The following is a 23,536-nucleotide window of genomic DNA, read 5'->3' as shown; positions in this document are numbered from 1 at the left end:
ATGACCCGCGCGGAGCAGTCCACGGACGGGGGTCCCGCAGTGTCCGACCTGCCCGGATTCCGCGTCACACCCAAGCCGTCCCTGGGGGGACGGGCCAAGGTGCTGTCCCTCTCCCTCCTCGCGGGCCTCGCGCGGCGCCCCCTGGACGCGGACGTGAAGGACGCCGTACGGATCAGGCACTCGCCCGAGATCCGCCAGATGGTCATGGTCCTGACGCTGACCGAGATCCCCCTGGCCTTCCTCGTCTCGGAGATCATCCCGCCGCCCGCACGGCCCGCCCACGCGGCCCTGGAGGTCTTCCTGATCCTCCTCGGCCTCAGCGTCCTGGTGACCATGGCCCGGCGCCCGCACACCGTCTCGCCGTCCACCGTCGCCCTGCGCACCGGTTTCCTCGGGGACCTCGTGCTGCCGCGGCAGTCGGTGCGTTCGGCGTCGCGGGGCATGCGGACCATCGAGGGCAAGGGGCTGCGCCGCGTCCCCGACGACCCCTCGGCCCTCGCCTGCTCGATCGGCGGCTCGGTCAACGTCAGGGTCCACCTCGACCCGCCGGTCCTCGTCGACCTCGCGGACGGCGATCCCGTAGAGGTGACGACCGTCCACATCTCGGCGGACGCCCCCGAGGAACTCGTACGGGCGCTGCGCGACGGGGACGGGCCCGAGGGGCGGGGCCGGGCATGACCACCACAGACATGAGCGCCGCCACGAGCATGAGCGCCGGCGCCACCGCCGCCCACCCCGGAGCCGACGTCGTCGACCGGCAGATGGACGCGTTCAACCGCCGGGCCCTCGACGAGTTCCTCGCCTGCTACGCACCGCACACGACGGTCCTCGCCGACGGCGAGGTCATCGCCTCCGGAGCGGACGCCCTGCGGGCCCTGTACGGCCACCAGTTCGCCGAGGTCGCGCTCACGGCGAGCGTCCTTTCGCGGTCGGCGCAGGCCGAGTGGATCGTCGACCACGAGCGGGTGGAGGGCGACGGCATCCCCGCGATGTCCGTCCTCGCGCTGTACCGCGTACGGGACGGGCTGATCGACCAGGTCCAGTTCGTCGGACGGCAGGCGGAGTGATGGGACACGACATGGACCCGAGCCGGGTGTCGCTGTTCTTCCCGGTGATGCCGCTGCGGCCCGACACCATCGAGGGCTTCGCGGAGATCGTGCGCGACGCCGGTCTGGCCCGGCTCTGGATGGGCCAGAGCCTCACCTACGACACGTACCACCTCTTCGCCTACCTGGCCGGGCGCGGCCTGAGCGTGCCCACGGGCACGGCGGTGACCGTCATGCCGCTGAAGCATCCCTTCGAAGCCGCGGTGCAGGCCCGTTCCGCCGCCCTGTTCACCGGCCGGTCGATGACCGCGGGCTTCGGCCCGGGAGCCGTGGAGTTCGTCGCGTCCCTGCGCGGTTCCGCCTACCGCAGCCCGCTCACGGCGAGCCGCGAGTATCTGTCGATGGTGCGCGCCCTGGTGAACGGCGAGCCGGTCGAGAGGAACGGCGAGTACCACAGCCTGCACGGCATGCTCCCGCCGCTGCCCTCGGACGCGCCCCGGATCGACGTCGGCGTCGGCGTGCTCCGCGCCGGAATGGCGCAGGTCGCGGGCGAGGTCGCGGACGCCGCCATCACCTGGCTCACCCCGCTGCCGTACATCACCGACGTCCTGGTGCCCGCGATGTGCAAGGGCGCCGACGAGCAGGACAGGAAGCCGCCGCGCGTCGTCTCGCTGGTGCACTTCGCCGTCGACCGGCCCGGACGTGACATGCGGCGGCTCGTGCTCGCCGCCAACGACAAGCACCTCGGCACCCGGCACTACACGCGGATGCTCCGCGACGCCGGTCTGAAGGCCGACCCCGCGGACCCCGCGGGCGGGGCAGAGGCGCTGATCGAGTCCGGCGTCTTCCTCAGCGGCTCGGCGGGCGACATCGCCGCCCAGGTCGCCGGGTACCTTCGCGCGGGCGTCGACGAGGTCGTCCTCTCGCCCGGCGGTGTCCTGCTCACCCACGGGGTGGAGGCGGCGCTCGCCGACATGCGCGAGGTGGTCGCGGAGCTGGGCGGTGCCGGCCATGTCTGACAACTCGGGGCCGGCCGGTCCGGGTTCCGGCACCTTCTCCGCGCAGCGGCTCCTCCTGGTGGGTACGGGGGCGATCAGCGTTGCCTTCCTGCCGTACTGGATCAAGTGGCTGAACCTGGCGCTGCCGCACGTGGAGTGCCGTGTCGTGGTGACGCGCAGCGCCGGGCGCTTCGTGACCCGCGAGGCGCTGTCGGCCGTGGGCTCCGAGGTGGCGGCGCTCGACGCCTGGCCCGACGAGCCCCGGACGACCGCGCTGCACGTCGAATGGGCCCAGTGGGCCGAGGCCGTCGCGGTCTACCCGGCCACGGTGAACTTCGTCAGCCGGTTCGCCACGGGCATGGGGGACACCCCGGCGATGCTCGCCCTCCAGTGCACCGACGCGACGATCGGCATCGCGCCTTCGCTGCCACCGGGGGCCATCGGCAACCCGGTCGTGGCACGGCACTTGAGGGAGATCCAGGAACGCCCCGGCGTCTGCGTGGCGCCACCGGAGCCGGGGCGCAGCGGGACGACCGGACGCAACGACGCGTACGTACCGCCCGACCTGCCGACGCTGCTGGCGCTGATGGAACGGACGCCGGGCCGGCCGGCCTGAGCGGGGCGCGGGCCGGCCACGGCCCGGCCATGGGGGAGAGGGGGACGGCCTGTGCAGGCCGAAGGGAAACACGTACAGGGGGCGGAGCCCGAAGCGGAAGGCCGCGTCGAGGGGGAGGAGCCGGTCGACGCGTACGGGACGCTGCTGACCCGCACCGAGGTGTTCCGGCGGCCCACGGGAGCCGGATACCGCTGGGTCAGGACCGCGGGCCCCGCCCGCGCCGACGGCCCGCGCGCCCCCTCGCCCGAGGTGCTCGCCAGGCTCCGCACGCTGCCCGGGCCGGGGCTGCGCTTCGCGCTCCCCGAGCAGCGCGGCAAGGAGCTGCACTTCCTCGCGGACGGCGCGGAATCCCTGGCCAACATCCTGATGACGCGCCCCGCGAAGACCGCCTACCCGGCGGCGCGTGGGCTGCTGAGGGAGCTGGCCCGCGGTCTCGCCCGGCTCCACGCGGTTCCGGCGGGCGGCCTGCTGCGGGACCGGCACCCCGGCATCCTGCGGCTCTCGCAGTGGCTGTCGCGCGGCACCGGGCGCAGTTGGGCGGACGGCAGCGAACAGGACGACGCCGACCGGCTCTTCCCGGTGGCGAGGCGGCGCCTGGGCAAGGCGCGCCTGGAACTCCTGGAGGAGTGGTGCCTGCTGTTCCTCGCCGACTCCGCGGACGCGGTCCTGCTGCACGGGAAACCCGGGACCGGCCTGGTGATCCCACCGGCGCGGGACGGCACCGCGGTCCTGCTGCTCGGCGAGGACATGGCCGCGGGTCCGCCCTGCCTGGACATCGGCTGGGTGCTCGGCGAACTGGCCGAGCTGCGCGGGATCATCCGCGCCAGGTACGGCGCCGATGAGGCGGCCCGCTGGTCCACGCTGGGACACGCCTTCGTGGAGGGACACGGCCGGCCGCTGCCCGTGGAGGCGGGCATGGTGGCCACCCTGGGAATCCTCTCCCACGCGAGGGATTTCTGCGCCTATGTGCGATGGGACGAGGACTGGGTCTCCGTACTTCTCGACGTGATCGCCGAGGAAACGGACCGGAAAGGCCGGGGGAATCTCAGCTGGATCGGAAATTCCTGACTTGGGTCGAGTCGGGCTGAAGTAATAAGGGCTTAAAAGCCGGGCGCATTCGAGGCGCCCGGCCATTCGGCATGTCTTTTTACCGGGATCGGGAACCCTGTATTTCGCTTGTGAAAAGAAGTACCCGGCGGGTCGATGCGGTGCTATAAATGAATGCGTAAGGGCGTTCGAGATTCCTCGGACGTGCATAACCCATACACAAAAGGAGTGTCACATGGACGCCGAGCAGCTTTTCGAGGGTTACACCGTTTACGCCGACACCGAGGAGCTCGCCGCGGCCCACGAGGGCGACGACGCGCCGGCCACGATCGCCCTCTCCGTGGCCACCACCCTCCTCACCTACAAGGAAGGGTGCTGACAGCACCGACACTGATCCGGAGCGCCGGAGCCGACTGATCCCATCAAGTATCGAGTCGGCCCCAGCGTCCCTGATCCCATGGTAGAGCGGGGGCGTGGCCGTGCGCCACGCCCCCGCTCGGCCTGCGCCTTCTCCGACGGAGGAGGCACAGGGCGCACGTACGGGGGAGAGAACGACATGACCGCGCCGCACCGGATCGTCCTGGACAACGGACTCAGAGTGCTGCTGAGCCCCCGGGCCGGAGCGCCCGCGGTGGCCGTGGCCGTCCACTACGACGTGGGGTTCAGGTCCGAGCCGGAGGGGCGCGGCGGCTTCAGCCACCTCTTCGAGCACCTCATGTTCCAGGGCAGCGCGCACCACCCGAAGATGGTGCACTGGAATTATGTCCAGGGGCTCGGCGGAATCGTGAACGGTTCCACGCACCAGGACTACACGGACTACTTCCAGCTCCTTCCGAGCCATGGGCTTGAGCAGGTGCTCGCCATGGAATCGGACCGCATGACCGCACTCCGTGTCACCCAGGAGAATCTGGACAATCAGCGGTCCGTGGTCAAGGAAGAAATACGGTCGAACGTACTGAACCGGGCCTATGGCGGGTTTCCCTGGATTCCCCTGCCCGCGCTGCTTTATCGCACGTACGCCAATGCGCACAACGGCTACGGCGAATTCGCGGACCTGGACGCCGCCGCCGTCGCCGACGCGGCCGAGTTCTACCGTACGCATTACACGCCCGCCAATGCCGTGCTCACCATCGGCGGCGACCTGGACGTGCGCCACGCGCTGGCCCTCGTGGAGAGACACTTCGGACCGCTGCCGCGGCGGCCCCGCCCCGAGCGGCCCGCACTGGACGAACCCGCGCCGACCGCCACCCTGCACGGCACCCGCACCGACGCCCATGCCCCCATGCCGGCCGTCGCGGTCGGCCACCGGCTGCCGGACCCCGCGACGCGACTCGACGCGTATCTCGCGTACATGACCCTCTGCGAGATCCTCACCAGCGGCACCGCCTCCGTCCTGCACACGGCTCTGGTGCGGGAGCACGGCCTGGCCGTGCACGTCTCGGCGGGCTGCGGTCTGTTCAACTCCCTGGACTCCCGGGCCCCCGACACCCTGGCCCTGGTCGCGACGCACCACCCGCACACGGACGCCGATGCCCTACTGGACGTCGTGGACCGGGAGCTGGCCCGGCTCGCGGAGTCGGCGACGCTGGACGACCACGTCCGTATCGCACGCAAACGGCTCGCCGCCCGCCTCGCCCGACGCAACGCCGACCTGCTGGCGAGCACGCGGGCCCTCGGCACCTACGAGCTCCTGCACGGCAGGCCCACCCTCCTGGACGAACTGCCCGAGCGCGTCACGGCGGTACGGCCCCCAGCGGTCAGGGCCGCCATCACCCACCTGCGCTCACCGGGCCACGCGGTCCTACGCCTGCTGCCGACGACGACACCGACCGCGGAGAGCGGGGGAGGCGTCGAGGGGCGGCGGGACGCCGATGGGCAACGAGGAACCGACACGCGGCGAGAGGCAGGTGCGGCCCGGTGAGGAACCCCGTGACCCGTACCCCCCGGATGGTGGACACCATTCTGCCCAACGGGCTTCGGCTCGTCGCCGTCGCCGACCGCACCGCTCCCATCGTCGAGATCCGGCTCAGCGTCCGCTGCCCCGGCGTCGGCGTGGAGCACGCGGCGCTCGCGCAGGTGCTCGGCGACGTCCTGTTGCGGCCCGCCACCGAGGTCACCGCCGAACGCCGCGAGGAGTGGGCGGTCACGGACCTCGCCTGCGGCCGTGACCTCGACCGCCTCGGCGTCTTCGGCTACACGCCGGCGGACTCGCTCGGGCCCGTCCTCCACGAGATGGCCGCATGCGTGACGCGGCCCGCGTACACGGACGCCGCCGTGGCCGAAGCCCGCAAGAAGCTGGCCGCTCAGGTCACCATCGGCAGGGCGGACGCCCGCCGTACGGCGCTCGCCGCCCTGCTGTTCCGCCGCCACGCCGCCCACGCCGTGCCGTGGGACCTGCCCTCGCCCGAGGCCCTGGCCCAGGTGCGGCCGGACGCGGTGCGCGCCCTCCAGCTCGCGCGCGTCCGGCCCGGGGGATCGACCCTGGTCCTCGTCGGCGACCTCCCGCCCGATGACGTCGCCGCCCTCGCCGAGCGGGCCTTCGCCGACTGGCGGCAGGCGGCGGGCGCCACGGCGCTCCCACCGGCACCGACCCCGGCCCCGGCCGCCTTGCCCCGGACCGCCCCCGACGAGATCGTGCTGGTGCACCGTCCTCGCTCGGCCCAGGCGGAGCTCCTGATGACCGGTACCGCACCGCACCGCGCTCATGCGGACCGCCCCGCGTACGACATCGCCAACGCCGTGCTCGGCGGAGGCGTCGGCTCCCGGCTGAGCCGGAACCTGCGGGAGGAGAAGGGCTACGCCTACCTGGCCGCCTCCGCCGTGGAGGTCATGGCGGGACGGCCGACGAGCATCGTGCGGCTCGCCGCCGGTCAGCCGTCGGCGGCCGCGGCGCTCGCCGAGACCCGTGCGGAACTCGTCGCCCTGTCCCGACGGCCCCCGGCACCGGCGGAGACCGAACACGCCAAGCGGCTCCTCGCGGGCCGTGTCGTCACCTCCACCGCGTCCGCGGCCGCACGCGCGACGCTCCTCGCGAACCTGCTCGCGGAAGGCGTGGGCCCCGCCTGGTGCGACACGTACGGCGAGGACTTGGCCGCGGTCGGCGCACACGAGGTCGCCGCCGTGGCGGGCACCCACTTCGCGCCCGCACGCTTCGACACCGCGGTCGTCGGTGACGCCGACGCGCTGGCCGCTCCCCTCGCGGAGATCACGGGCCTTCGCGTACGGCGCTACGACCGCCTGGAGGACATCACGCCACCGCATGCTCCCCGGCCCCCGGCGCCGGCCCACCCCCCGAAGTCCCTCCACTCCGCGAAGTCCCCACACCGGGAGGCCCCGTGACCGTCCTCGCCGAAAAGGCCGCCGAGCGTTACCGGGCCCGCCCCGGGGATCTGGCCGGGGCTCCCGAGGTCGAGCGGCTGTTGCGGGGCCTCGGTCTCGGCACGCTGCTGCCCGGCCGGGTCGAGTCCCACACCGGACGCAACGACAACTGGTCAGGACCCACGACAGAAGGCGCCGGGGTCTTCGTCAAACGCTTCGGGGGCCCGAAGGACGACGCCGGGCGGCGGCTGCGGAACGTACTCGCCTCCGAAGAGCTCTTCGCCATGGCCGCCGCCCGGCCGACGGCCCACCTGCGGGGTCCGCGCTGCCTGGGCTGGAGCGAGGCGGACCTCCTCGTCGCCTTCGCACTGGTGCCGTCCGCCGTCAGCGGCGCCGAACGCGCCGACGCGGGGGACTTCACCGAGCAGGACGCCTTCCGCGTCGGCGCGGCCCTCGGCACCCTGCACGGCCTCGACCCCGCGGGACAGGTCCGGCTCGACACCTCCGAGCCGCCACTGCCCCCGGTCGCCGCGCTGACCGCGCTCTCCCTGGAGAAGCACCGCACCGCCAGCGCGGCCGAACTCCGGCTCTGGAGCATCCTCCAGCGGGACGAGGAACTGGCCGCGGGGATCAGGACCCTGCGCGAACGCGAGGCCCGGGCCGCCCCGCGCCCCACACACGGTGACTTCCGCCTCGACCAGCTGCTCTTCGCCGGTGACACCGTCCACCTGCTCGACTTCGAGGAGCTGCGCCGCGGCGACCCCGCGCGGGACATCGGCGCGTACGTGGGTGAGTGGCTGCACCGCGCGACCGGGAAGCTGGCGGGCCCGGGTGACGGCGCCGAGACCGCCGACACCGCGCCCTCCGCCAAGGAGATGCTCGGCAGGGCCGCACGCGAACTCACCCGTTCCCGGCCGCTGATCACACGGTTCCGCGAGGGCTACGGCTCCGCGGGCCCGCCCCTCGGCCAAGACGTACGCGAACGCGCCGCGGCGTTCGCCGGCTGGCATCTGATCGACCGGGTCCTCGCCCAGTCGGTGCAGCGCTCGACGCTGACTCCGGTGCAGCGGGCCGCGCTCGGCATCGCCAGAACGCTGCTGGTCTCACCGGCGGCAGTCGCGACCACCCTCGGCCTTAAGGACTGACGTGACCGCACCACCCCTGGCGCCACGCCTGCGCGAGGCGATCGACACCGTGACCGTGGACGTGCCCCGACTGACCGCACACATCGAAGGCGGCCCGGACGACGTCACGTCCGACACCGTGCCCGGCCTGCGCCACGCCCTCGCGAACAAGTTGTACGAGGTGCTCCACGCCGGCCTGGACACCCCCTCGGGCCCCCGCCCCCGGACCCTGCGCGACGAGCCCTACGAGAAGCTCCTCGCGGAGGCCGTCCCGCACCGCGAGACCCTCCTCACCGTGCCCGCCGCGTCCCTGCGCGAGCCGGGCGAGGGGGAGGAGCACCCGACGGTCGCCCTGGACGGCGTACGCACGTACGTGCCGAGGCACCTCCTCTCCCCCGGTACCGCGGCGGACCGGCTGACGGTCCGCTACCCGTGCGCGCGCCCGGCGCTCTCCGCGGGCTTCTTCCTGGTGGACGGAGCGGCGGGGCGCCCCGAGGCCGAGCGGACCGTCCGCCTGTACGTACACATCCAGGACCCGCTGGCCGCACCGCGCGTCTGGCGGCTGCTGCTGACCCGCCTGGAGGCCACCGGGGTGCCCTACCGTGCCAAGGTCAGCTCGTCGCCGCTGCTCTACCCCCGACGCGACGCGGCCGTCTGCTACCTCGACGGCGGTCCCGCGGGCGAGGCCGTGGCCGCCGACGTGGCGGCAGCGCTGGCAGGCCTGCCGGGCCTCGGCGCCGCGACATCGGTGTTCGCGCGGCGGATCGCCCCCGGTCTCGCGCTGGCCGACGAACCCGACGACCCGCGTACGGGCATGACCCACATGAGCTTCGGCCAGCACAGGGCGCACGCGGTGGCCAAGGGCCTGGTCGACCAGGCCCTGGCCCCCGGCACCACCGACAAGTGGACGGCGGTGAGCCGGGCCATGGCCGCGGCGCGGATCCTCCCGGACGCACCCTGGCAGAACGCGCCCCGGCAGAACGCCCCGCGCCGGACCGGCCCGGGCGAACGCGAAACAGCGGGCACGGCGACGAGAGGGAACCACCCATGACCGGCACCCACCACACCGGCACTCACCACCCCGGCACCACTCACCACCCCGGCACCACTCACCACCCTGGCACCACTCACCCGAACGACGGAGCGGTGGACCGGGAGATCGCGCTGGTCACCGGCGCGACGTCGGGACTCGGCCTGCGGCTCGCGGAGTCGCTGGCCGAGCAGGGCGCCACCGTGCTGGTGCACGGCCGTGACGGCGCCCGGGTCCGGGCGCTGGCGGAACGCCTGACCACGGCGGGCCACAGCGCCCACCCGTACATCGCCGACCTGTCCCGCCTGAGCGAGGTACGGGCCCTGGCCCGCCGCGTGGCGGACGAGCAGCCCCGCGTCGATGTGCTGATCAACAACGCGGGTGTCGGCCCCGGCCCGCAGGACAGCGCCCGCGAACTGAGCGCCGACGGCCATGAACTCCGCTTCGCGGTGGGCTACCTGGCCCCCTACGCCCTGACGCGCGCGCTGCTGCCGGCACTGCGCCGGGCGAAGGCGGCCCGGGTGGTCAACGTGGGCTCAGGAGCCCAGGTGGAGGTCGACCTCTCGGACCTGGCCATGGCGAACTCCTACAACGGCTGGGTGGCGTACGGCCGGACCAAGCTCGCCCTGGCCTCCATGACGGTCGACCTGGCGGCGGAGCTGCGCCCCGCCGGAATCGCCGTGTCCTGCGTCCACCCCGCCGACCTGATGCCGACGGCACTGGTCCACGAGACGGGCCTGCCCCCGCAGTCCACCGTCGAACAGGGCGCGGCAGCGGTACTGAACCTCACCCGCACCGCGGCCCCCGCCTCCCCGTACTACAACGGTCTGACCCCGGCCGATCCCCACGCCGACGCCCTGGACCCCGAGAAACGCGAACAACTGCGCGAGGCGACGGAAAGACTCCTGGCGGCCACGCGCTGACGCACGACGGGTCACTCAGCCCGGTCCGAGAAGTGGTGCAGCAGGGCGAACGGGGAGGACAACGCGGTGCCGCCCAGGGTCAGGACATCGGTGTCCACGGCCTCCAGCACGACGGCGATCGCCAGATCCACGGCGTCGACAGGACCGGTGGCCGAGCCCGCCCTCATGGTCCCGGCAGCGGGGACGAATTGCCCCGGCTTCACCGCGACCCGGACGCCCGCTCTCTCCAGAACCTTCGCTTTGCCCAGGCCCTCCGCGGAGTAGACGTACTCCCGGCCCTCGTACGAGATGCGCAGTGCCCGGTCCTCCTTCCGCAGGGCCCGGGCGTTGAACCGGAGCTCCGCGGGACGGCCGGCGAGGGTGAGCTCCGCCTTGGACAGTGAAGGCTGCCCCGTTCGGCGCTTCCCACGGAAGACCGTCTCCGGGAAGGCGGGCCCGCTCAGCCGGGCGGCGCTCATTCCCTTTTCGAGCGGCAGGTAGAGCGGGCAGTGCTCCACGGTGACAGAACCGAAGCGCCCCAGATCCCCCGTGAACCCGGCCTTGGGCATTTCTTTCTTGCTACCGGTGCCGGACCCGGTGCCGGAGCCGGCGCCGTAGGGAATCAGCTCGAATTCCAGGGACCGGGACTCACTGCTCGACTCGATCGTCTCCATGGCGACGGCGGCTCCTCTCACATCTCACGTGCATCGCTGCCTCACGTGCATCACTGATCAATCAAACGGGTTGAGGGCACTGCCCAACTTCTTGGCACCACCGACGACGTCGTTCCCGAGGTCGCTCGCCTTGTCGCCGACCCAGTCGGCTGCCTCACCGGCGCCCTTCTCGATGTCGTCCCAGTGCTCGACGACCTTCAGGCCTCCGTAGACGATGCCGGTTCCCACGGCGGCACCGATGGTGAACGGATTGGGCGCGACCATCGCCGCGGTCAAGGAGGCGTTGAAGCCGACCTCCGCGTAATTGGCGAGGTAGCCGGCCTTGTTCTTCTTCCACTCCTTGCCGTGGTCCATGGTGGCGATGTTGGCCACCGAGAATGCCGTGGCGCCCGCCGACCCGACAATGCCCGCCCCGCGCCACAGCCCCGCGGTCTTCGCCGCCGCGCCGAATCCACCGGCCTTCCCGACCGTCAGGAGGCTCGCCTGCCCCGCGCGCGTGACCGCCTGCCCGGAGTGAGTCAGCCCGCCGTACGCGCGGGCCATGTCGTCCGATCCGGCGAAGAAGTTGATGGCCTGGTTGGGGGTGACGCCGACGACTTTGGAATTCATGAAACCGCGTGAGCGCAGCTTGTCCCATCCGCCGCCCCAGCGGTCGCCCAGGAAACCGGAACTCAAGGGCACGTTCGCGACCCTCTGGTACCTCGGACTCCGGGAGGCCACGTTGCCGAGCTGCCCGGGGAACCAGCTGCCGGGCGCGGCCAACGAGCGTATCGGCGGGTTGTAGTTGCCGAGCTTCGTGCCCGCCCAACGGAGGATGGGGCTGCTGCCCGGCGCGGTCCACCGTGTGGCGAGCGCGTCCTTCATGGGCCCGAGCTTGCCGGTCTTCACCGCGTTGCCCAGCAGCACCTTGGTTCCCGAGATGCCGCTCGCCGCCACGACCTGGGTGGCGGCCGCGACGTTGAACGCGTCCGAGCCGAACTTGATCATCTCGGTGAGAGACTCTTCGTGCGGCTCAAGACCCGGGATCTTCGCGAGCGCGTGCGCCTCCAGCCGTGCGACGTAGTCGCCGAGCTTCTCCCCCGGCTGCCGCGTCAGGTCCTTCGCGTTCGGATCGTCACTCGCGGCCACCGAATTGGCCAGCAGCAGCGTCTCCGGGTTGATCTTCTCGCCCTTGTACTGCTCCAGGTCCTTCACCGAGAACCCCGCCCACAGCAGCCCGGCCATCGGGTCGCCGTTCTCCAGGCGCAGGATGGTGGCGCGCTTGCGCAGATCCGGCCCCTGGGCGTGAGTCCAGGTCCGCATGGGTTTCAGCGGCGAAAGCTGCCCGGTGGCACCGAGTTGCGCGGCTCGGGTGAAGGCCTCATCGAGACGTTCCTTCAGCCCTCCGGGCCCGTCCATGAGCTTCGCCAGCTGCTCCAGATCCTCCGCATTTGCCCCCCGTACCGACATCCCCGCCCCCGTCTCCCAGAACCCGGCCCCGCCTTAGCCCACAGGCGCCACAGAATATGCCGCCGCCCCAGAACCCAAAAAGCCCCCGGGTCCATGACCTGGGGGCTCGCGTGGAGCGGCTGACGAGACTCGAACTCGAACTCGCACTCTCAATTGGGGAAGCGACGCCGCTGGGGTGAAGCCGCCCGAGGAAGGCTCGGTTGCTTTCGCACATCGCAGGAGTCTGCCGGGCGCACCACTGCAGGCTGAGCGACCCCTCTGACTGCCCTGCGACCGGTTCAGAGCTGGCCGAGGTCGATCTCCGCGGCGAAGGGAGCGGTGATCTTCAGGACGCCGGTGTACACGTCCCCTTCGCGGTACGTCCTCGTCGCGGGATCGAGCAGGTAGGTATACACCAGCGGTGTGCCCGTCGCGGCCTGCTCGATCCGCCAGTAGAAGCCGATCCCGGCCTTGGCGTACTGGTCCACCTTCACGATCCGATCGGTGGTTTCCGAGCCCGGCGACACCACCTCGGCCACCAGCAGTACGTGCTCGGGCCGAGTGGGCGTGATGTCGATCGTGTCCGCACGGTAGACGATGACGTCGGGGCGGCGATTGGTCAGCGGGACGTCCTGAAGCCGGACGTCGAAATCCGTGTCGGCGTTCCAATCGGGGCCGGCTGCCGCGTCCAGGGCGTTCGCCAGGAGCCGGGCCAGCCGATAGTGCCGCTTGGAGGCGCTAGGGCTCACGACGACCATTCCGTCCACGATCTCGATGCCGGCGCACTGCTCCTCGGACCACGACTCGTACTCCTCGGCCGTGATCTGCTGGTGCATCCACGCCGGGGCCACCATTTCGGCAGTCATGACACGCCTCCCGGACACTGTGCGGCGGGGCCCGATCCCGCTGCGCTCAGCGTACTGACTCCCACGCGCCGGGGCGGTACGGAGACCTCGGTCGCCTCGACGCTTTCCCCTGCCGAGTGGAAGAGCGGCGTGTTGTGCTCATGAACATCGGGCTCGACCGACCACGCCGCCGCTCCGCCGCCGCTCCGGGGCCGACCCGCGTAGCGACACGCCACGACTCCACGACATCGGGTCACGGCGCTCCGCCGCAGGTCCTGCCGGAGTGCACGCTCACCACGGCCGTCCATGGCAAGGAGACTCTGCCGTCCGACTCGGAGCTGACCTCCACGTGACGCTGGTCAGCGGACGATCAGCTCACCGCACAGCACATCGGTGTTCGTCCGGTTCCGCCCCCGGGTTCTCGCCCACGCCAATGAGCAGGGCTATGCGTCTGCTTGCCTTCCACCCCGCCCTCGTCCCCCTCCGCCCCGCCATATTTTCACCCTGCCTGGCCACGGCGGGGGCGGATCGGTCGAGGGGTCGGCGGACGGACCACGATGCATGCTCGGGGGTCACACTCATCGACGTGGTGGTCCGCGGCGGTCGATTCTCCGAGGGGGCCGCGGTGATCTACCAACACTCGGACGAGCGGCAACGTGATGCGGCCGCCGGGCTCGACTACCCGGCCCACGCCGAGCGTGCGGAGCACCACAAGGACGACCGTGTTCACCGGTCCGATAACCAAGAGACCCCCAGGCCTCTGACCTGGGGGTGCCACATGGAGCGGGTGACGAGAACCGAACTCGCACTCTCAGCTTGGGAAGCTCAGTTGATCCAGGCGCGATCAGTCGCCTGACCTGCGGCGGAGCGGTCGAGCGGGCAGTCTCATGGGACCCAGCGGACTACGGCTGGTTCTCCGTGATTCCCCGTGGTTCCCCGCTCAACCTGGCACGGATGTGGCACGACCAATCTGCCGGGCAGGCCCAGCTTCAACAACGCTAGTAGCGGAAGCTGGCCTGGGTGCCTCTTACGTGAATGAAAAGATCGTCGATCGGCTCTTTGCCGTCGGCTGGCACCAGAGCCAGGCCCAGAGCGTCCACGGCTCTCAGAGCTTGCTCCGCCCTAGGTGAGTCGGGCTCCTCTGCTTCTACCGAGTGAGTCCACTCCTCAAGGATGGGGCGCACGTCCTCCCATGCTGGCGTCGCGGTGAAGTGGCAGTGAAACCAGGGCTGGTCGATCTCGTCGAGCGTGAGTGTTCCGAGCAGGGTGTGCGCCTGCATAAGCTGCCAGGTTCGGTCGGTCATCAGTTCCCTGACCTTCTGATCCGTAGTTTTGGAGAGATTGGTCATTGGAGGTCATCCAGGCTGTGGGGAGGGACATGGCGGCCGGTGTCGGTCGTTGACGTTGCTGGGGGCTGTTGTACAGCAGGAGCCCGACCTGGGGTGAGGCCATGGAGCGGGAACAGCTCGAACACCTACTGAGCTGTGGCGACGAGACGTCGTCGGCCGCTCTGTCCGCCCTTCGCGCCGGCGCCTCTCACGTTGTCTGGGAAGGAACGACGTCAGCCAAGTCACTCGCGACGATCTACGGACGCCGACTCCGCCACTCGCTTCGGAGAGGTATCAAGACCTCCGGCTTGGCGCGGGCCGTGCAACGCCTCGACCGGCACGGCCGACCGGTACGGCTGGGCCAGATCAGGACTGCGGACGGATCATGGGCCTTCACGCTGTTCCTCGACCAAGACGCCGCCACGCTGGTGGCGTGCACCGGAGTCCGGCTGACCAAACCGGGGCCGCGAGGACCAGAGACCTACTGAAGGTCAGTACCGGCAACACGCTTTCCAACTGTGGTGGTGCTTCGCAGGGCCGCGCACAGGGCCGTTCACCTGCGTTCATGGGCAGACGGCCCGTACGTCGCATCCGGTGTGCGGTCTCCTCTGAACGGCAGTGAACCGGACTGAATGAGACGGAAACTGAGACGGCGGCGCGGGCAGGCTGCTTCACTCCTCCCGGGTGGGATGAGGCGATTGGTGCTCAGCGTCGTCCACATGTCCGTGGCCGTCGACGGCAATCGTGGGCTTGTCCCCTTGGACATGACCAGTCGTGCAGTAGCAGTAACCGGATCCGGTGCCTGGTAGGACCCCCACAGCTGGCTCTCCCTGAAGCCGTTGCTTATGCTGCCGACGCCTGTTGCTTAAACTGCCAATGGATCTCAGGGTGTGCCTCTGCGACTTTGAGTAGCTTGTTCCGAAACCGGTGTTCATTGCTTAGGAACTGGTTGCTGGCGCTTTGGTTGAGGGCATCCATAACGTAGTCGAGCGCCGCGCGCTTCTCGGGATCGATAGTCAGAGCGCCGATGTCGACAACGAGCAGCTCAGGCCGGTAGACCACGAATGACCAGTTTTCCCCTGAGTGGAACAAGCGATCGGGGAAGGTACGTAGCCCTCTACGTACGAGTAGATTTCGAACGGCCTGGAGGCGCGTGAGCTTGAGCCGATCCATCCCCTCCCGATCACGTACCCCGGCGTTTCGAATGACGGCAGCGCCGCCATTGCTGTTGACGGTGTCTTCGATCCAATTAAGTGTGCTCGTGCGCACGGATACCATGGGCCGTACCTCCCTGTTAACAAGCAGTTAGCAGGAGATAGGGTCGCCGACGGAGTGGCCAAGGTAGATAGGTTCTCTGATTCCTGAGACATAAGCGGAGCGGTATGCTAATAGACCGTTCGTTGAGACGCGAGTTCGCTGGTGAGGGTCCTGAGCGCGTCATTCAAGTTGTCAGATGAATGGTCCGCGCCACTGCTCAGTCCGTGTGTCATGAGGCCTCCGCCCCTGACACGGGGACGTTGACGGGCGGCTGCTGGTTCGTCCGCGCCGAGCAAGGCCGATGCGCCTTAGCCCACAGACCGCTTCGTCCCGAAGCAACTGCGGGGAGTGCCTGACCCCGGGCCGATGCGCCTCACACCTGCCACGACGGTCCACAGACGTCCGCGGTTGTCTGCCGCTGTTCGTAGGCGTTGTCACGCAGTTAGACACTCGGCCCTTCCTCGCCGCATCAGCCACTTTCCCCAGGGGAAACGAGCGGTCGGGGAGTTCCGGCATCATGTAGCACATGAGCAAACTGCTTCCAGAGGTCCTCACAGAGCGCACTGAGACCCGCCGCGTCACGCGTTCCAACGCGCTCGATGCTGCGACGCGGGCCGATCTGGGGCAGTACTTCACGCCGTCGACTGCTGCTGCACTGATCACGGGCCTCCCGAGCCTGCCGAGGACCGGTGTCCTACGTGTCCTGGACCCTGGTGCGGGCGTGGGGAGCCTCACTGCCGCCTTGGTTGCCCGCGTGGCCACGGTGACACCCGACCTGAAGCTGGACGTAACTACGTTTGAGATCGACGAGCAGGTCAACGGAGATCTCACCGTGACACTGAACGAGTGTGCCGACGCTCACTCGTTGACCTACGAGCAGCACACTGCCGACTTCATCACATGGGCCGCCGCGGCCCTCACGGAGGGCAGAGACCTGCCTCAATGGGATCTGGTCGTGATGAATCCGCCCTACAGGAAGATCAATTCCAAGAGTGCCGAGCGTGCTCTCCTGGCTTCCTGTGGGATCGAGACCAGTAACCTCTACACTGCGTTTGTGGCGTTGGCGCTGCGATTCCTGGCCCCAGAGGGGCAGCTCGTGGCGATTACGCCCCGGAGCTTCGCGAACGGTAGTTACTTCCGGAAGTTTCGTGACGACCTGCTGAAACGCACGCGTCTGCGTAACCTCCATGTCTTTGAGCGCCGTGACAGAGTGTTCTCCGACTCGGAGGTCTTGCAGGAGAACGTCATTTTCCACGCCACTGCGGACCAGGCGCCGGGCGATGTGATCGTGTCGGTGAGTCGCGGCTATGAAGACTTGCCGGTCCGTCACTCCGTGCCATACAGGCAGGTCGTCGACGAGGCCGACCCGCAGAAATTCATTCACATCGCCACGAACGCGGATGATCTCGCTACGGCGGGACGCATGGCCAAGCTACCGGCGACCTTGCGCGATCTCGGCGTCCAAGTGAGCACGGGGCGCGTCGTCGACTTCCGCACAGCGGAAAATCTGCTGAGCAGTCCTGAGGAGGGGGCGGTGCCGCTCCTCTACCCGGTGAACCTGAGTGCCGGCCGCGTGATGTGGCCAGCGCCTGGCGGCCGCAAGCCTCAGGCGCTGGTTGACAACGAGGACACCCGGCCTCTGATGCTGCCTTCAGGTACCTATTGCCTGGTGAAGCGGTTCAGCGCGAAGGAGGAACCGCGGCGTGTCTCGGCGAGCCTGCTCCTGCCGGATGACATCAACGGGGAGGACGTCGGGGTCGAGAATCACATCAACGTCTTCCATCAGGCACACCATGGGCTCGACCCCGATTTGGCCGCCGGGCTGACCGCGTACCTGAACAGCTCAGTCGTAGACCAGTACGTGCGGATCTTCAGTGGGCACACGCAGATCAACGCCGGTGACCTGCGGAGTCTGAAGTATCCAAGTCTTCAGCAACTCAAGGAGCTTGGTCTGAGAGTCGGGCTGTCAGTGACTCCCGGTATGGTCGACGCCGCACTGGCCGAAGTGGTGCCAGAGTTGGACCTGGGGAGGACGAATGCCGACGGCGTCGGAAGCGCAGCATCAGAAGGTTCGTGAGGCGCAGCAGATCCTGAAAGAGCTCGGACTGCCGAAGGCTCAGCAGTCGACACGCACTGCCTTGGTGCTGTTGGCGATGTTCGGCCTGGAGCCGGAAGAGACCTGGTCGGCCGTGCGGTCCAACACGCTCGGTATCACCGAATGCATGGACTGGATGGCGGACCACTACCCGCTCGTCAAGAAGGGCCGCGCGGACCCAACGCGCTACAAGCCGAACAGTCGGGAATCGATCAGGCGCAAGTCAGTACAGCAGTTGATTGCCGCTGGCGCCCTCATCGCGAACTCGGATATGCCTGACCGAACGGTCAATGACCAGAACAACCGTTATGAACCGACAGCGATAGCGCTGGAAGCACTGGCCACGTTTGGCACCCCCCGGTGGGAGGTCGAGCTTCAGCGATTTCACGACGAGTACGGAATCCTGCGAGAACGGTGGGACGCAGAGCGGGAGTCGCACCGGGTTCCCGTGGCGTTGCCTGGCGATGAAGAGGACATCACCCTCAGCCCGGGAAAGCACAGCGAACTGATTCGGGCAGTCGTCGAATCCTTCCGTACGGAGTTCACGCCCGGTGCGGCCGTGGTGTACCTCGGAGACACCGGGGAAAAGTGGATCGTAAAGAAGGAAGACCACCTTCGGCAGCTCGGTGTAACAGTCGATGCTCATGGCAAGATGCCCGACGTCGTTCTCCACTATGCGGACCGGGACTGGCTGGTCCTGGTTGAGGCCGTTACATCCCACGGGCCGGTGGATGGTAAGCGGGTGGATGAACTGAAGGCGCTGTTCAAGGATGCGAAGCCTGGGCTCGTACTCGTCACGGCATTCCCTGACAAGGCTACTTTTCGGAGATTCGCCCGGGATATTGCGTGGGAGACCGAAGTGTGGATCGCGGAGAACAAGACCCACATGGTGCACTTCAACGGAGAACGGTTCCTGGGGCCGTACTCCTAGCAGCGCCTGGCCTTCATGGCTTCCATCGAGGTCGGTGGAGCGGCTTTGGGCTGGAGCTGCTTTGGGGCGAGTGATCTTGGCCCCGTAAGCTGATGGCGAGTCGGGCAGTCTGTGTACCTGCCCGTTGAAGCACGACGTTGGGGCCAAGATCTTAGAGGCTCGCCCCAAAGTGGCTGGCTAAAGCCGTGGAGCCGACCGCCCCAGCCACAGAGGGTTCCCAACCCCGTGCCGGCTCTCGGACTGGCGTCCGCGCTCGGTGCGCCGCCGCCCGGCCGGGGGCAGCCGGGGCGGAGACAGAGGCAACCCCCGGCCAAGGGCTGCGGCGCCTTGAAGGCGTATGCGTGTCGCCAAGGCGTACCGCCTCCTCAAGGGCATTCTTGAGACGGCTGTCGACGACGACCTGATCAGCCGCAATCCGTGCCGGATCAAGGGGGCCGGTAAGGAGTCCGCCGCTGAGCGGCGCATCGCCACCGTCGCTCAGGTCGATGCCCTCGCCGACGCGATCGGGATCCGTTGGCGTCTCATGGTCTACCTGGGTGCCTATGGCCCCATGCGGCCCGAGGAGCTGGCGGGCCTCCGCCGCCGGGACGTCGACCTCGACAACCTCCTGATCCGTGTCCGCGTCGCCGAGCCGGAGCGGACCAACGGCAAGCGTGCTCCCGGCGAGACCAAGTCCGATGCCGGTGTCCGGGTTGTGGTCCTTCCGCCCTTCCTGCGCAAGGAGGTCAGGCGGCACCTTGACTGGTACGCGGAGAAGGGGGCCGACGGTCTGGTTTTCGTGGGCGAGAAGGGAGCAGCTTTCCGGCGTACCTCCTTCGGGCGGAAATGGCGGCGGGCCCGTGTGCTCGCCGGTCTCCCGGACGGCTTCCGCTTCTACGACCTCCGCCACACCGGACACACGCTGTCGACGCGCTCCGGCGCCACCTTGAAGGACACCATGGTGCGTGCCGGGCAGTCCTCCGAGAAGGCCGCGTTGATCTATCAGCACTCCGACCATGACCGACAGCGTGAAGTCGCCGCCGGCCTTGACGACCTGGTGCGCGCCGCACGTAAGAAGCACCACAGTGAGGACGACCGCCAGGAGCCCGCCCAGGACACCGGGACCTAATGGTGCGGTTGTGGTGCGGCGGCGGCCCACCGGTCCAGACAACAAAGAACCCCCGGGTCAATGACCTGGGGGTTTCGCGTGGAGCGGGTGACGAGAATCGAACTCGCACTCTCAGCTTGGGAAGCTGATGTTCTACCACTAAACTACACCCGCGAGAAGACGCCGCCAGAAGCGGTGTCGTAACGTCGCACACTGTACCTCATACCGGGCCCCGGGCGCTTTCGCCATGGGGTCCGAGTGCTGTCCGGGGGGTGGATGGGCCGTGCGGGGCGAGGGAGTTGGGCGTACCGTGGCCGGTGGTCGTGGCGCCTGGAGGGGCGCACCTTTCGTACCGTAATGTGGGGTTTCGGCGCCGGCCCGGGAACGGGACCGAGGCGCGTGAGTGCCGCGTGAGCAGCAGCGGTACGGGTCCGATTACGGCTTTGGGGAAGGGACTCGAGGACTTGATGGAGCGCACCGTCGTCCGATGTGCCGAAGGGCACGTATTCAGCACCGCGTCGTTCCCGATGCAGAAGGCGGACCGGCTCGGTCCCGGCCGGCTCATCCGGTGTCCGCGCTGCGCCCGCCTCCGGCACTCCGTGCCGGTCACCTCAGAGAAGCGGTAGCGGGAGCCCCAGCGGCAGGGCGGCGCACCGCGGAGCAGCGCGGGTCGGCGGGAGTGATTGTGGTCGGCCCGCGCGCTCTGCGTATCCTCGGTGCGTGCTTCTCTCAGACAAGGACATCCGGGCCGAGATCGACTCCGGACGGGTGCGGATCGACCCGTACGACGAATCCATGGTGCAGCCCTCGAGCATCGACGTGCGGCTGGACCGCTACTTCCGGGTGTTCGAGAATCACCGCTACCCCCACATCGACCCCTCCGTCGAGCAGGCCGACCTGACGCGGCTCGTGGAGCCCGAGGGCGACGAGCCGTTCATCCTGCACCCGGGCGAGTTCGTGCTCGCCTCGACGTACGAGGTCATCGGGCTTCCGGACGACCTCGCCAGCCGTCTTGAGGGCAAGTCCAGCCTCGGGCGGCTCGGCCTCGTCACGCACTCCACCGCCGGGTTCATCGACCCCGGCTTCTCGGGGCACGTGACCCTGGAGCTGTCGAACCTGGCGACCTTGCCGATCAAGCTCTGGCCGGGGATGAAGATCGGGCAGCTCTGTCTTTTCCGGCTGACCTCGTCCGCCGAGGAGCCCTACGGCTCGGCGCGGTACGAGTCGCGTTATCAGGGACAGCGCGGGCCGACCGCCTCGCGGTCCTTCCTCAATTTCCATCGGACACAGGTGTGAGCAGCGGTATGAGTGACGTGCGCGAGAACCTTACGTACGAGAAGTTCGGCGGCGCTGTGCGTGAGCTCGCGCAGGCCATCGCCGACGACGGGTACCAGCCCGACGTCGTCCTCTCCATCGCCCGCGGCGGTGTCTTCGTCGCAGGCGGCCTCGCGTACGCGCTCGACTGCAAGAACATCCACCTGGTGAACGTGGAGTTCTACACGGGCGTCGGGACGACGCTGGAAATGCCCGTGATGCTCGCGCCCGTTCCCAACGCCATCGACTTCACCGACAAGAAGGTGCTCATCGCCGATGACGTCGCCGACACCGGGAAGACGCTGAAGCTCGTCCACGACTTCTGCCTCGACCACGTCGCCGAGGTGCGGTCCGCCGTCGTCTATGAGAAGTCGCACTCACTCGTGAAGTGCGAGTACGTGTGGAAGCGGACCGACGACTCGGTATGGATTAATTTCCCTTGGTCGGTTGACCCGCCCATCGTCCAGAAGCACACGACCGTTCTGGACGCGTAACCGCAGCTCAGAGGCACAGCCAAAGGGGGCCGGGGCAACCTCGGTCCCCTTCAGTGTGTCGTAGGTCTCTCAGGGCTTCCTAGCCGTCGAACGGAGATTTACCCGACGACGCGAATATTGGCGCGCTCGCATGGACGCTGCTCACAGCTCCTCGTACGGTCGGGTCAGATGACCCAACAGGGGCCAGTCGGAGGGGAGTTCAGATGGCAAGCGAGGGGTTACAGCGACTGACCGGCAACGGCAACGGCACGTGTGGCAAGGACGACTGCGCGAACGTCTACCGCACCGCGTCCGGCTCATTCGTCGTCCAGGGCGACGTGTCCAAGGCATTCCAGCCCCCGGAGGGGGAAGGACTCGTGGAGATCCCTGAGAGCGTGCTGAGGGAGGCAATCCGTGCTCTTGGCTGGTGAGCAGTGGGCAGCACGATTCGAGGACTTCACGCGGGAAGCCTGGCGACTGGAGACCCTGCCGCAGTACCTCATGCCGCAGGAAAAGGAAGAGTTCGAAGCCTTCAAGGCCGGGGCTCGTATCGACCCTCAGATGGTCCAGAACGAGTACACCAACCGGCTACGCCGTCAGGCCTCAGAGGGACGCCCACAGGGGCGCGTACACATCCTGACGCGGCCCCTCTCTGACTACCTGCGCTTTGAGTTCTCCCAGTACTACCGGCCGCACTCCCTGGCCGGTGAACAGATCCGAATCCTTGACGTGACCAACCGGGAAAACCCGCTCGCCGGAGTACAGGACTTCTGGATGTTCGATCACGTCGAAGTGGTGCTGATGAACTACCACTCGGACGGACGGCAGATCAGCCGCGAGGTATTCGAGGGCGACGTGACTCCGTTCATCGAATACCAGCGAAAAGCGGTAGCAGAATCGGTCCCCTTCGAGGAGTACGTGAAGGGCCTTGACCTTTGAGCCGGAAAGGCTAGGTCAGTCCAGGTCAGACCTAGCGGAAGCAATGCGAACACTGCGGAAGCGAGCCGGGAAAACACAGACCTGGCTCGCTCGCCGCTGCACCATGTCACAAACCAAGATCAGCAACATCGAGAGCGGAAAGCTCACTCCTGCTCTAGTCGACATTGAACTGATACTGGACGCGCTGGGGGCCGAGGGGACGGAGGCGGACGAACTTCTGTCCCTCGTCCGCACCGCAAATACCGAGTGGCAAGACCACTGGTCCTCACGCCGAAGAGGCCTGGAAAAGAAGCAGAATGAGCTAGCCAGGCTCGAAGCTTCCTCAACAGAGTTCCGGTTCTTTCTGCTCTCCATGATTACCGGTCTACTCGCTACTCCCGAATACGTGCGGGCGAGTATTGCTGACGTTCCGGGAGACCAGTCCAAGACCATTGCGAAGAAGCTAGAGCGGCAGAGCGTCTTGTATGACGACTCCAAGACGTTCACGTTCCTGCTCACAGAGCAGGCTGTCAGATGGCCACTGTTGCCACCACTACAAATGGCGATGCAGCTTGACCGACTCGCCTCAGTGTCCCGAATCCCCAACGTTCGCCTAGGTGTAATCCCTCTGACTGGTTGCATGCCGGAAACTCCACTCAACACTTTCACCCTGTATGACCGTCGACTAGCCACCGTTGAAACCGGCACCGGGGCTCTGATCTTGCGGGACCATCGCGACGTGAACGCGTATCGCGAGGACTTCGACAGGTATGGGGCCTACGCACTGTTCGGGGACGACTGCCGCAATGTCCTTGCGGAGTGGTCCTTGATATTTACCCGACAACGCCAATAAGGGCGGCGCCCTGTATCCCGTAGGACGACACTAGGTGGGTCTTCAGGACAGACAGCAGGGAGGCCACATGGTGACGCAGAAGCAACAAACCTACAGCGAACTGACGGAGCTTCCACCGGAGCCCCGTGCAGTGCCCGGTTGTAAACACTGCTTGGGTCTCTGCAACAAACGAGAGAACGTCAGATCGACTGCTAACTACAGCGCCGTATCTGACATCAACGTGGAACTCCGGCAGCATCACGAGGAGGGCCA

The 23,536-nt window shown here is 68.3% G+C and carries 23 protein-coding genes, 1 tRNA gene and 1 pseudogene; 19 read left to right on the top strand and 6 right to left on the bottom strand.

Features of this window, described 5'->3' with window-relative positions:
• From ACZ6JY_RS05255 to ACZ6JY_RS05205, 11 genes are all read left to right on the top strand, one after another.
• Entirely contained in the window at positions 1–678 is a 678-nt protein-coding gene (locus ACZ6JY_RS05255) for a hypothetical protein (RefSeq protein WP_469192414.1), read from the top strand.
• Entirely contained in the window at positions 675–1,067 is a 393-nt protein-coding gene (locus ACZ6JY_RS05250; RefSeq protein ID WP_469192412.1) for a nuclear transport factor 2 family protein, read from the top strand. The genes ACZ6JY_RS05255 and ACZ6JY_RS05250 overlap by 4 nt, the downstream gene beginning before the upstream one ends.
• Positions 1,067–2,065 (top strand): LLM class flavin-dependent oxidoreductase, encoded by a 999-nt coding sequence (locus ACZ6JY_RS05245; protein WP_469192411.1) that lies wholly within the window; start codon positions 1,067–1,069, stop codon positions 2,063–2,065. The genes ACZ6JY_RS05250 and ACZ6JY_RS05245 overlap by 1 nt, the downstream gene beginning before the upstream one ends.
• Positions 2,058–2,660: a flavoprotein gene (locus tag ACZ6JY_RS05240; protein WP_469192409.1), complete on the top strand. Its 603-nt coding sequence runs from the start codon at positions 2,058–2,060 to the stop codon at positions 2,658–2,660. Before ACZ6JY_RS05245 ends, ACZ6JY_RS05240 begins: the two co-directional genes overlap by 8 nt.
• Before the next feature lie 51 nt (positions 2,661–2,711).
• Positions 2,712–3,728, top strand: coding sequence for a phosphotransferase family protein (locus ACZ6JY_RS05235; RefSeq protein ID WP_469192407.1), 1,017 nt, complete (start codon positions 2,712–2,714; stop codon positions 3,726–3,728).
• A 214-nt stretch (positions 3,729–3,942) separates the two neighbouring features.
• A complete protein-coding gene (locus ACZ6JY_RS05230) occupies positions 3,943–4,086 on the top strand; it encodes an LxmA leader domain family RiPP (protein WP_469192405.1) in 144 nt (47 codons plus the stop codon).
• Between the two features lie 177 nt (positions 4,087–4,263).
• The gene (locus ACZ6JY_RS05225) at positions 4,264–5,628 is read left to right on the top strand and encodes a M16 family metallopeptidase (protein WP_469192403.1); all 1,365 of its coding nucleotides are present in this window, start codon (positions 4,264–4,266) and stop codon (positions 5,626–5,628) included.
• 8 nt (positions 5,629–5,636) lie between these two features.
• Complete coding sequence (locus ACZ6JY_RS05220; RefSeq protein WP_469192401.1) at positions 5,637–7,046, top strand: M16 family metallopeptidase; 1,410 nt, start codon at positions 5,637–5,639, stop codon at positions 7,044–7,046.
• The gene (gene lxmK / locus ACZ6JY_RS05215; RefSeq protein ID WP_469192399.1) at positions 7,043–8,170 is read left to right on the top strand and encodes a class V lanthionine synthetase subunit LxmK; all 1,128 of its coding nucleotides are present in this window, start codon (positions 7,043–7,045) and stop codon (positions 8,168–8,170) included. Before ACZ6JY_RS05220 ends, lxmK begins: the two co-directional genes overlap by 4 nt.
• 1 nt (position 8,171) lies before the next feature.
• Positions 8,172–9,200, top strand: a complete 1,029-nt coding sequence (locus ACZ6JY_RS05210; RefSeq protein WP_469192398.1) for a T3SS effector HopA1 family protein — start codon at positions 8,172–8,174, stop codon at positions 9,198–9,200.
• Positions 9,197–10,102 carry an SDR family NAD(P)-dependent oxidoreductase gene (locus ACZ6JY_RS05205; protein WP_469192396.1) on the top strand — a complete coding sequence of 302 codons (906 nt, stop codon included), beginning with the start codon at positions 9,197–9,199 and terminating at the stop codon, positions 10,100–10,102. Before ACZ6JY_RS05210 ends, ACZ6JY_RS05205 begins: the two co-directional genes overlap by 4 nt.
• An 11-nt stretch (positions 10,103–10,113) precedes the next feature.
• On the opposite strand, the gene ACZ6JY_RS05200 is transcribed toward ACZ6JY_RS05205, so the two are convergent.
• The 5 genes from ACZ6JY_RS05200 to ACZ6JY_RS05180 form a co-directional block, all read right to left on the bottom strand.
• Positions 10,114–10,755 carry a hypothetical protein gene (locus ACZ6JY_RS05200; RefSeq protein ID WP_469192394.1) on the bottom strand — a complete coding sequence of 214 codons (642 nt, stop codon included), beginning with the start codon at positions 10,753–10,755 and terminating at the stop codon, positions 10,114–10,116.
• A 57-nt stretch (positions 10,756–10,812) separates the two neighbouring features.
• Positions 10,813–12,204 carry a PE-PGRS family protein gene (locus tag ACZ6JY_RS05195; protein ID WP_469192393.1) on the bottom strand — a complete coding sequence of 464 codons (1,392 nt, stop codon included), beginning with the start codon at positions 12,202–12,204 and terminating at the stop codon, positions 10,813–10,815.
• 278 nt (positions 12,205–12,482) lie between these two features.
• Positions 12,483–13,049: a Uma2 family endonuclease gene (locus ACZ6JY_RS05190; protein WP_469192391.1), complete on the bottom strand. Its 567-nt coding sequence runs from the start codon at positions 13,047–13,049 to the stop codon at positions 12,483–12,485.
• A 977-nt stretch (positions 13,050–14,026) separates the two neighbouring features.
• Positions 14,027–14,377 (bottom strand): hypothetical protein, encoded by a 351-nt coding sequence (locus ACZ6JY_RS05185; protein WP_469192389.1) that lies wholly within the window; start codon positions 14,375–14,377, stop codon positions 14,027–14,029.
• Positions 14,378–15,199: 822 nt separating this feature from the next.
• Positions 15,200–15,634 (bottom strand): hypothetical protein, encoded by a 435-nt coding sequence (locus ACZ6JY_RS05180; RefSeq protein ID WP_469192388.1) that lies wholly within the window; start codon positions 15,632–15,634, stop codon positions 15,200–15,202.
• 505 nt (positions 15,635–16,139) lie between these two features.
• Here ACZ6JY_RS05180 and ACZ6JY_RS05175 point away from each other — a divergent pair.
• From ACZ6JY_RS05175 to ACZ6JY_RS05165, 3 genes and pseudogenes are all read left to right on the top strand, one after another.
• Positions 16,140–17,690 carry an Eco57I restriction-modification methylase domain-containing protein gene (locus ACZ6JY_RS05175; RefSeq protein ID WP_469192386.1) on the top strand — a complete coding sequence of 517 codons (1,551 nt, stop codon included), beginning with the start codon at positions 16,140–16,142 and terminating at the stop codon, positions 17,688–17,690.
• Positions 17,650–18,639 (top strand): BsuBI/PstI family type II restriction endonuclease, encoded by a 990-nt coding sequence (locus ACZ6JY_RS05170; RefSeq protein ID WP_469192384.1) that lies wholly within the window; start codon positions 17,650–17,652, stop codon positions 18,637–18,639. Before ACZ6JY_RS05175 ends, ACZ6JY_RS05170 begins: the two co-directional genes overlap by 41 nt.
• 343 nt (positions 18,640–18,982) lie before the next feature.
• Positions 18,983–19,747 (top strand): annotated as a pseudogene (locus ACZ6JY_RS05165) (tyrosine-type recombinase/integrase); the annotation flags it as partial.
• A gap of 79 nt (positions 19,748–19,826) precedes the next feature.
• On the opposite strand, the gene ACZ6JY_RS05160 reads toward ACZ6JY_RS05165, so the two are convergent.
• A tRNA-Gly gene (locus tag ACZ6JY_RS05160) sits at positions 19,827–19,900 on the bottom strand.
• Between the two features lie 546 nt (positions 19,901–20,446).
• Between ACZ6JY_RS05160 and dcd the strand changes: the two genes are divergently transcribed.
• From dcd to ACZ6JY_RS05135, 5 genes are all read left to right on the top strand, one after another.
• Positions 20,447–21,022: a dCTP deaminase gene (dcd, locus tag ACZ6JY_RS05155; RefSeq protein ID WP_447038386.1), complete on the top strand. Its 576-nt coding sequence runs from the start codon at positions 20,447–20,449 to the stop codon at positions 21,020–21,022.
• Between the two features lie 8 nt (positions 21,023–21,030).
• Positions 21,031–21,534, top strand: a complete 504-nt coding sequence (locus tag ACZ6JY_RS05150) for a phosphoribosyltransferase (protein ID WP_469192382.1) — start codon at positions 21,031–21,033, stop codon at positions 21,532–21,534.
• 203 nt (positions 21,535–21,737) lie between these two features.
• The gene (locus ACZ6JY_RS05145; protein WP_469192380.1) at positions 21,738–21,944 is read left to right on the top strand and encodes a hypothetical protein; all 207 of its coding nucleotides are present in this window, start codon (positions 21,738–21,740) and stop codon (positions 21,942–21,944) included.
• On the top strand, positions 21,928–22,452 hold the full coding sequence (locus ACZ6JY_RS05140; protein WP_469192378.1) for a DUF6879 family protein: 525 nt from the start codon (positions 21,928–21,930) through the stop codon (positions 22,450–22,452). The genes ACZ6JY_RS05145 and ACZ6JY_RS05140 overlap by 17 nt, the downstream gene beginning before the upstream one ends.
• Complete coding sequence (locus ACZ6JY_RS05135; protein WP_469192376.1) at positions 22,442–23,284, top strand: helix-turn-helix domain-containing protein; 843 nt, start codon at positions 22,442–22,444, stop codon at positions 23,282–23,284. The genes ACZ6JY_RS05140 and ACZ6JY_RS05135 overlap by 11 nt, the downstream gene beginning before the upstream one ends.
• The last annotated feature ends 252 nt before the right edge of the window (positions 23,285–23,536 follow it).

Source organism: Streptomyces sp. NPDC046335 (assembly GCF_055587985.1).
This window is presented reverse-complemented; position numbering and strand designations above follow the sequence as displayed.

Coding starts and splice junctions, on each gene's coding strand:
- ACZ6JY_RS05205 (WP_469192396.1), top strand. CDS start 9,197: ATGACCGGCACCCACCACACCGGCACTCACCACCCCGGCACCACTCAC.
- ACZ6JY_RS05225 (WP_469192403.1), top strand. CDS start 4,264: ATGACCGCGCCGCACCGGATCGTCCTGGACAACGGACTCAGAGTGCTG.
- ACZ6JY_RS05190 (WP_469192391.1), bottom strand. CDS start 13,049: ATGACTGCCGAAATGGTGGCCCCGGCGTGGATGCACCAGCAGATCACG.
- ACZ6JY_RS05200 (WP_469192394.1), bottom strand. CDS start 10,755: ATGGAGACGATCGAGTCGAGCAGTGAGTCCCGGTCCCTGGAATTCGAG.
- ACZ6JY_RS05195 (WP_469192393.1), bottom strand. CDS start 12,204: ATGTCGGTACGGGGGGCAAATGCGGAGGATCTGGAGCAGCTGGCGAAG.
- ACZ6JY_RS05185 (WP_469192389.1), bottom strand. CDS start 14,377: ATGACCAATCTCTCCAAAACTACGGATCAGAAGGTCAGGGAACTGATG.
- ACZ6JY_RS05255 (WP_469192414.1), top strand. CDS start 1: ATGACCCGCGCGGAGCAGTCCACGGACGGGGGTCCCGCAGTGTCCGAC.
- ACZ6JY_RS05175 (WP_469192386.1), top strand. CDS start 16,140: ATGAGCAAACTGCTTCCAGAGGTCCTCACAGAGCGCACTGAGACCCGC.
- ACZ6JY_RS05150 (WP_469192382.1), top strand. CDS start 21,031: ATGAGTGACGTGCGCGAGAACCTTACGTACGAGAAGTTCGGCGGCGCT.
- ACZ6JY_RS05245 (WP_469192411.1), top strand. CDS start 1,067: ATGGGACACGACATGGACCCGAGCCGGGTGTCGCTGTTCTTCCCGGTG.
- ACZ6JY_RS05170 (WP_469192384.1), top strand. CDS start 17,650: ATGCCGACGGCGTCGGAAGCGCAGCATCAGAAGGTTCGTGAGGCGCAG.
- ACZ6JY_RS05250 (WP_469192412.1), top strand. CDS start 675: ATGACCACCACAGACATGAGCGCCGCCACGAGCATGAGCGCCGGCGCC.
- ACZ6JY_RS05230 (WP_469192405.1), top strand. CDS start 3,943: ATGGACGCCGAGCAGCTTTTCGAGGGTTACACCGTTTACGCCGACACC.
- ACZ6JY_RS05145 (WP_469192380.1), top strand. CDS start 21,738: ATGGCAAGCGAGGGGTTACAGCGACTGACCGGCAACGGCAACGGCACG.
- ACZ6JY_RS05240 (WP_469192409.1), top strand. CDS start 2,058: ATGTCTGACAACTCGGGGCCGGCCGGTCCGGGTTCCGGCACCTTCTCC.
- ACZ6JY_RS05180 (WP_469192388.1), bottom strand. CDS start 15,634: ATGGTATCCGTGCGCACGAGCACACTTAATTGGATCGAAGACACCGTC.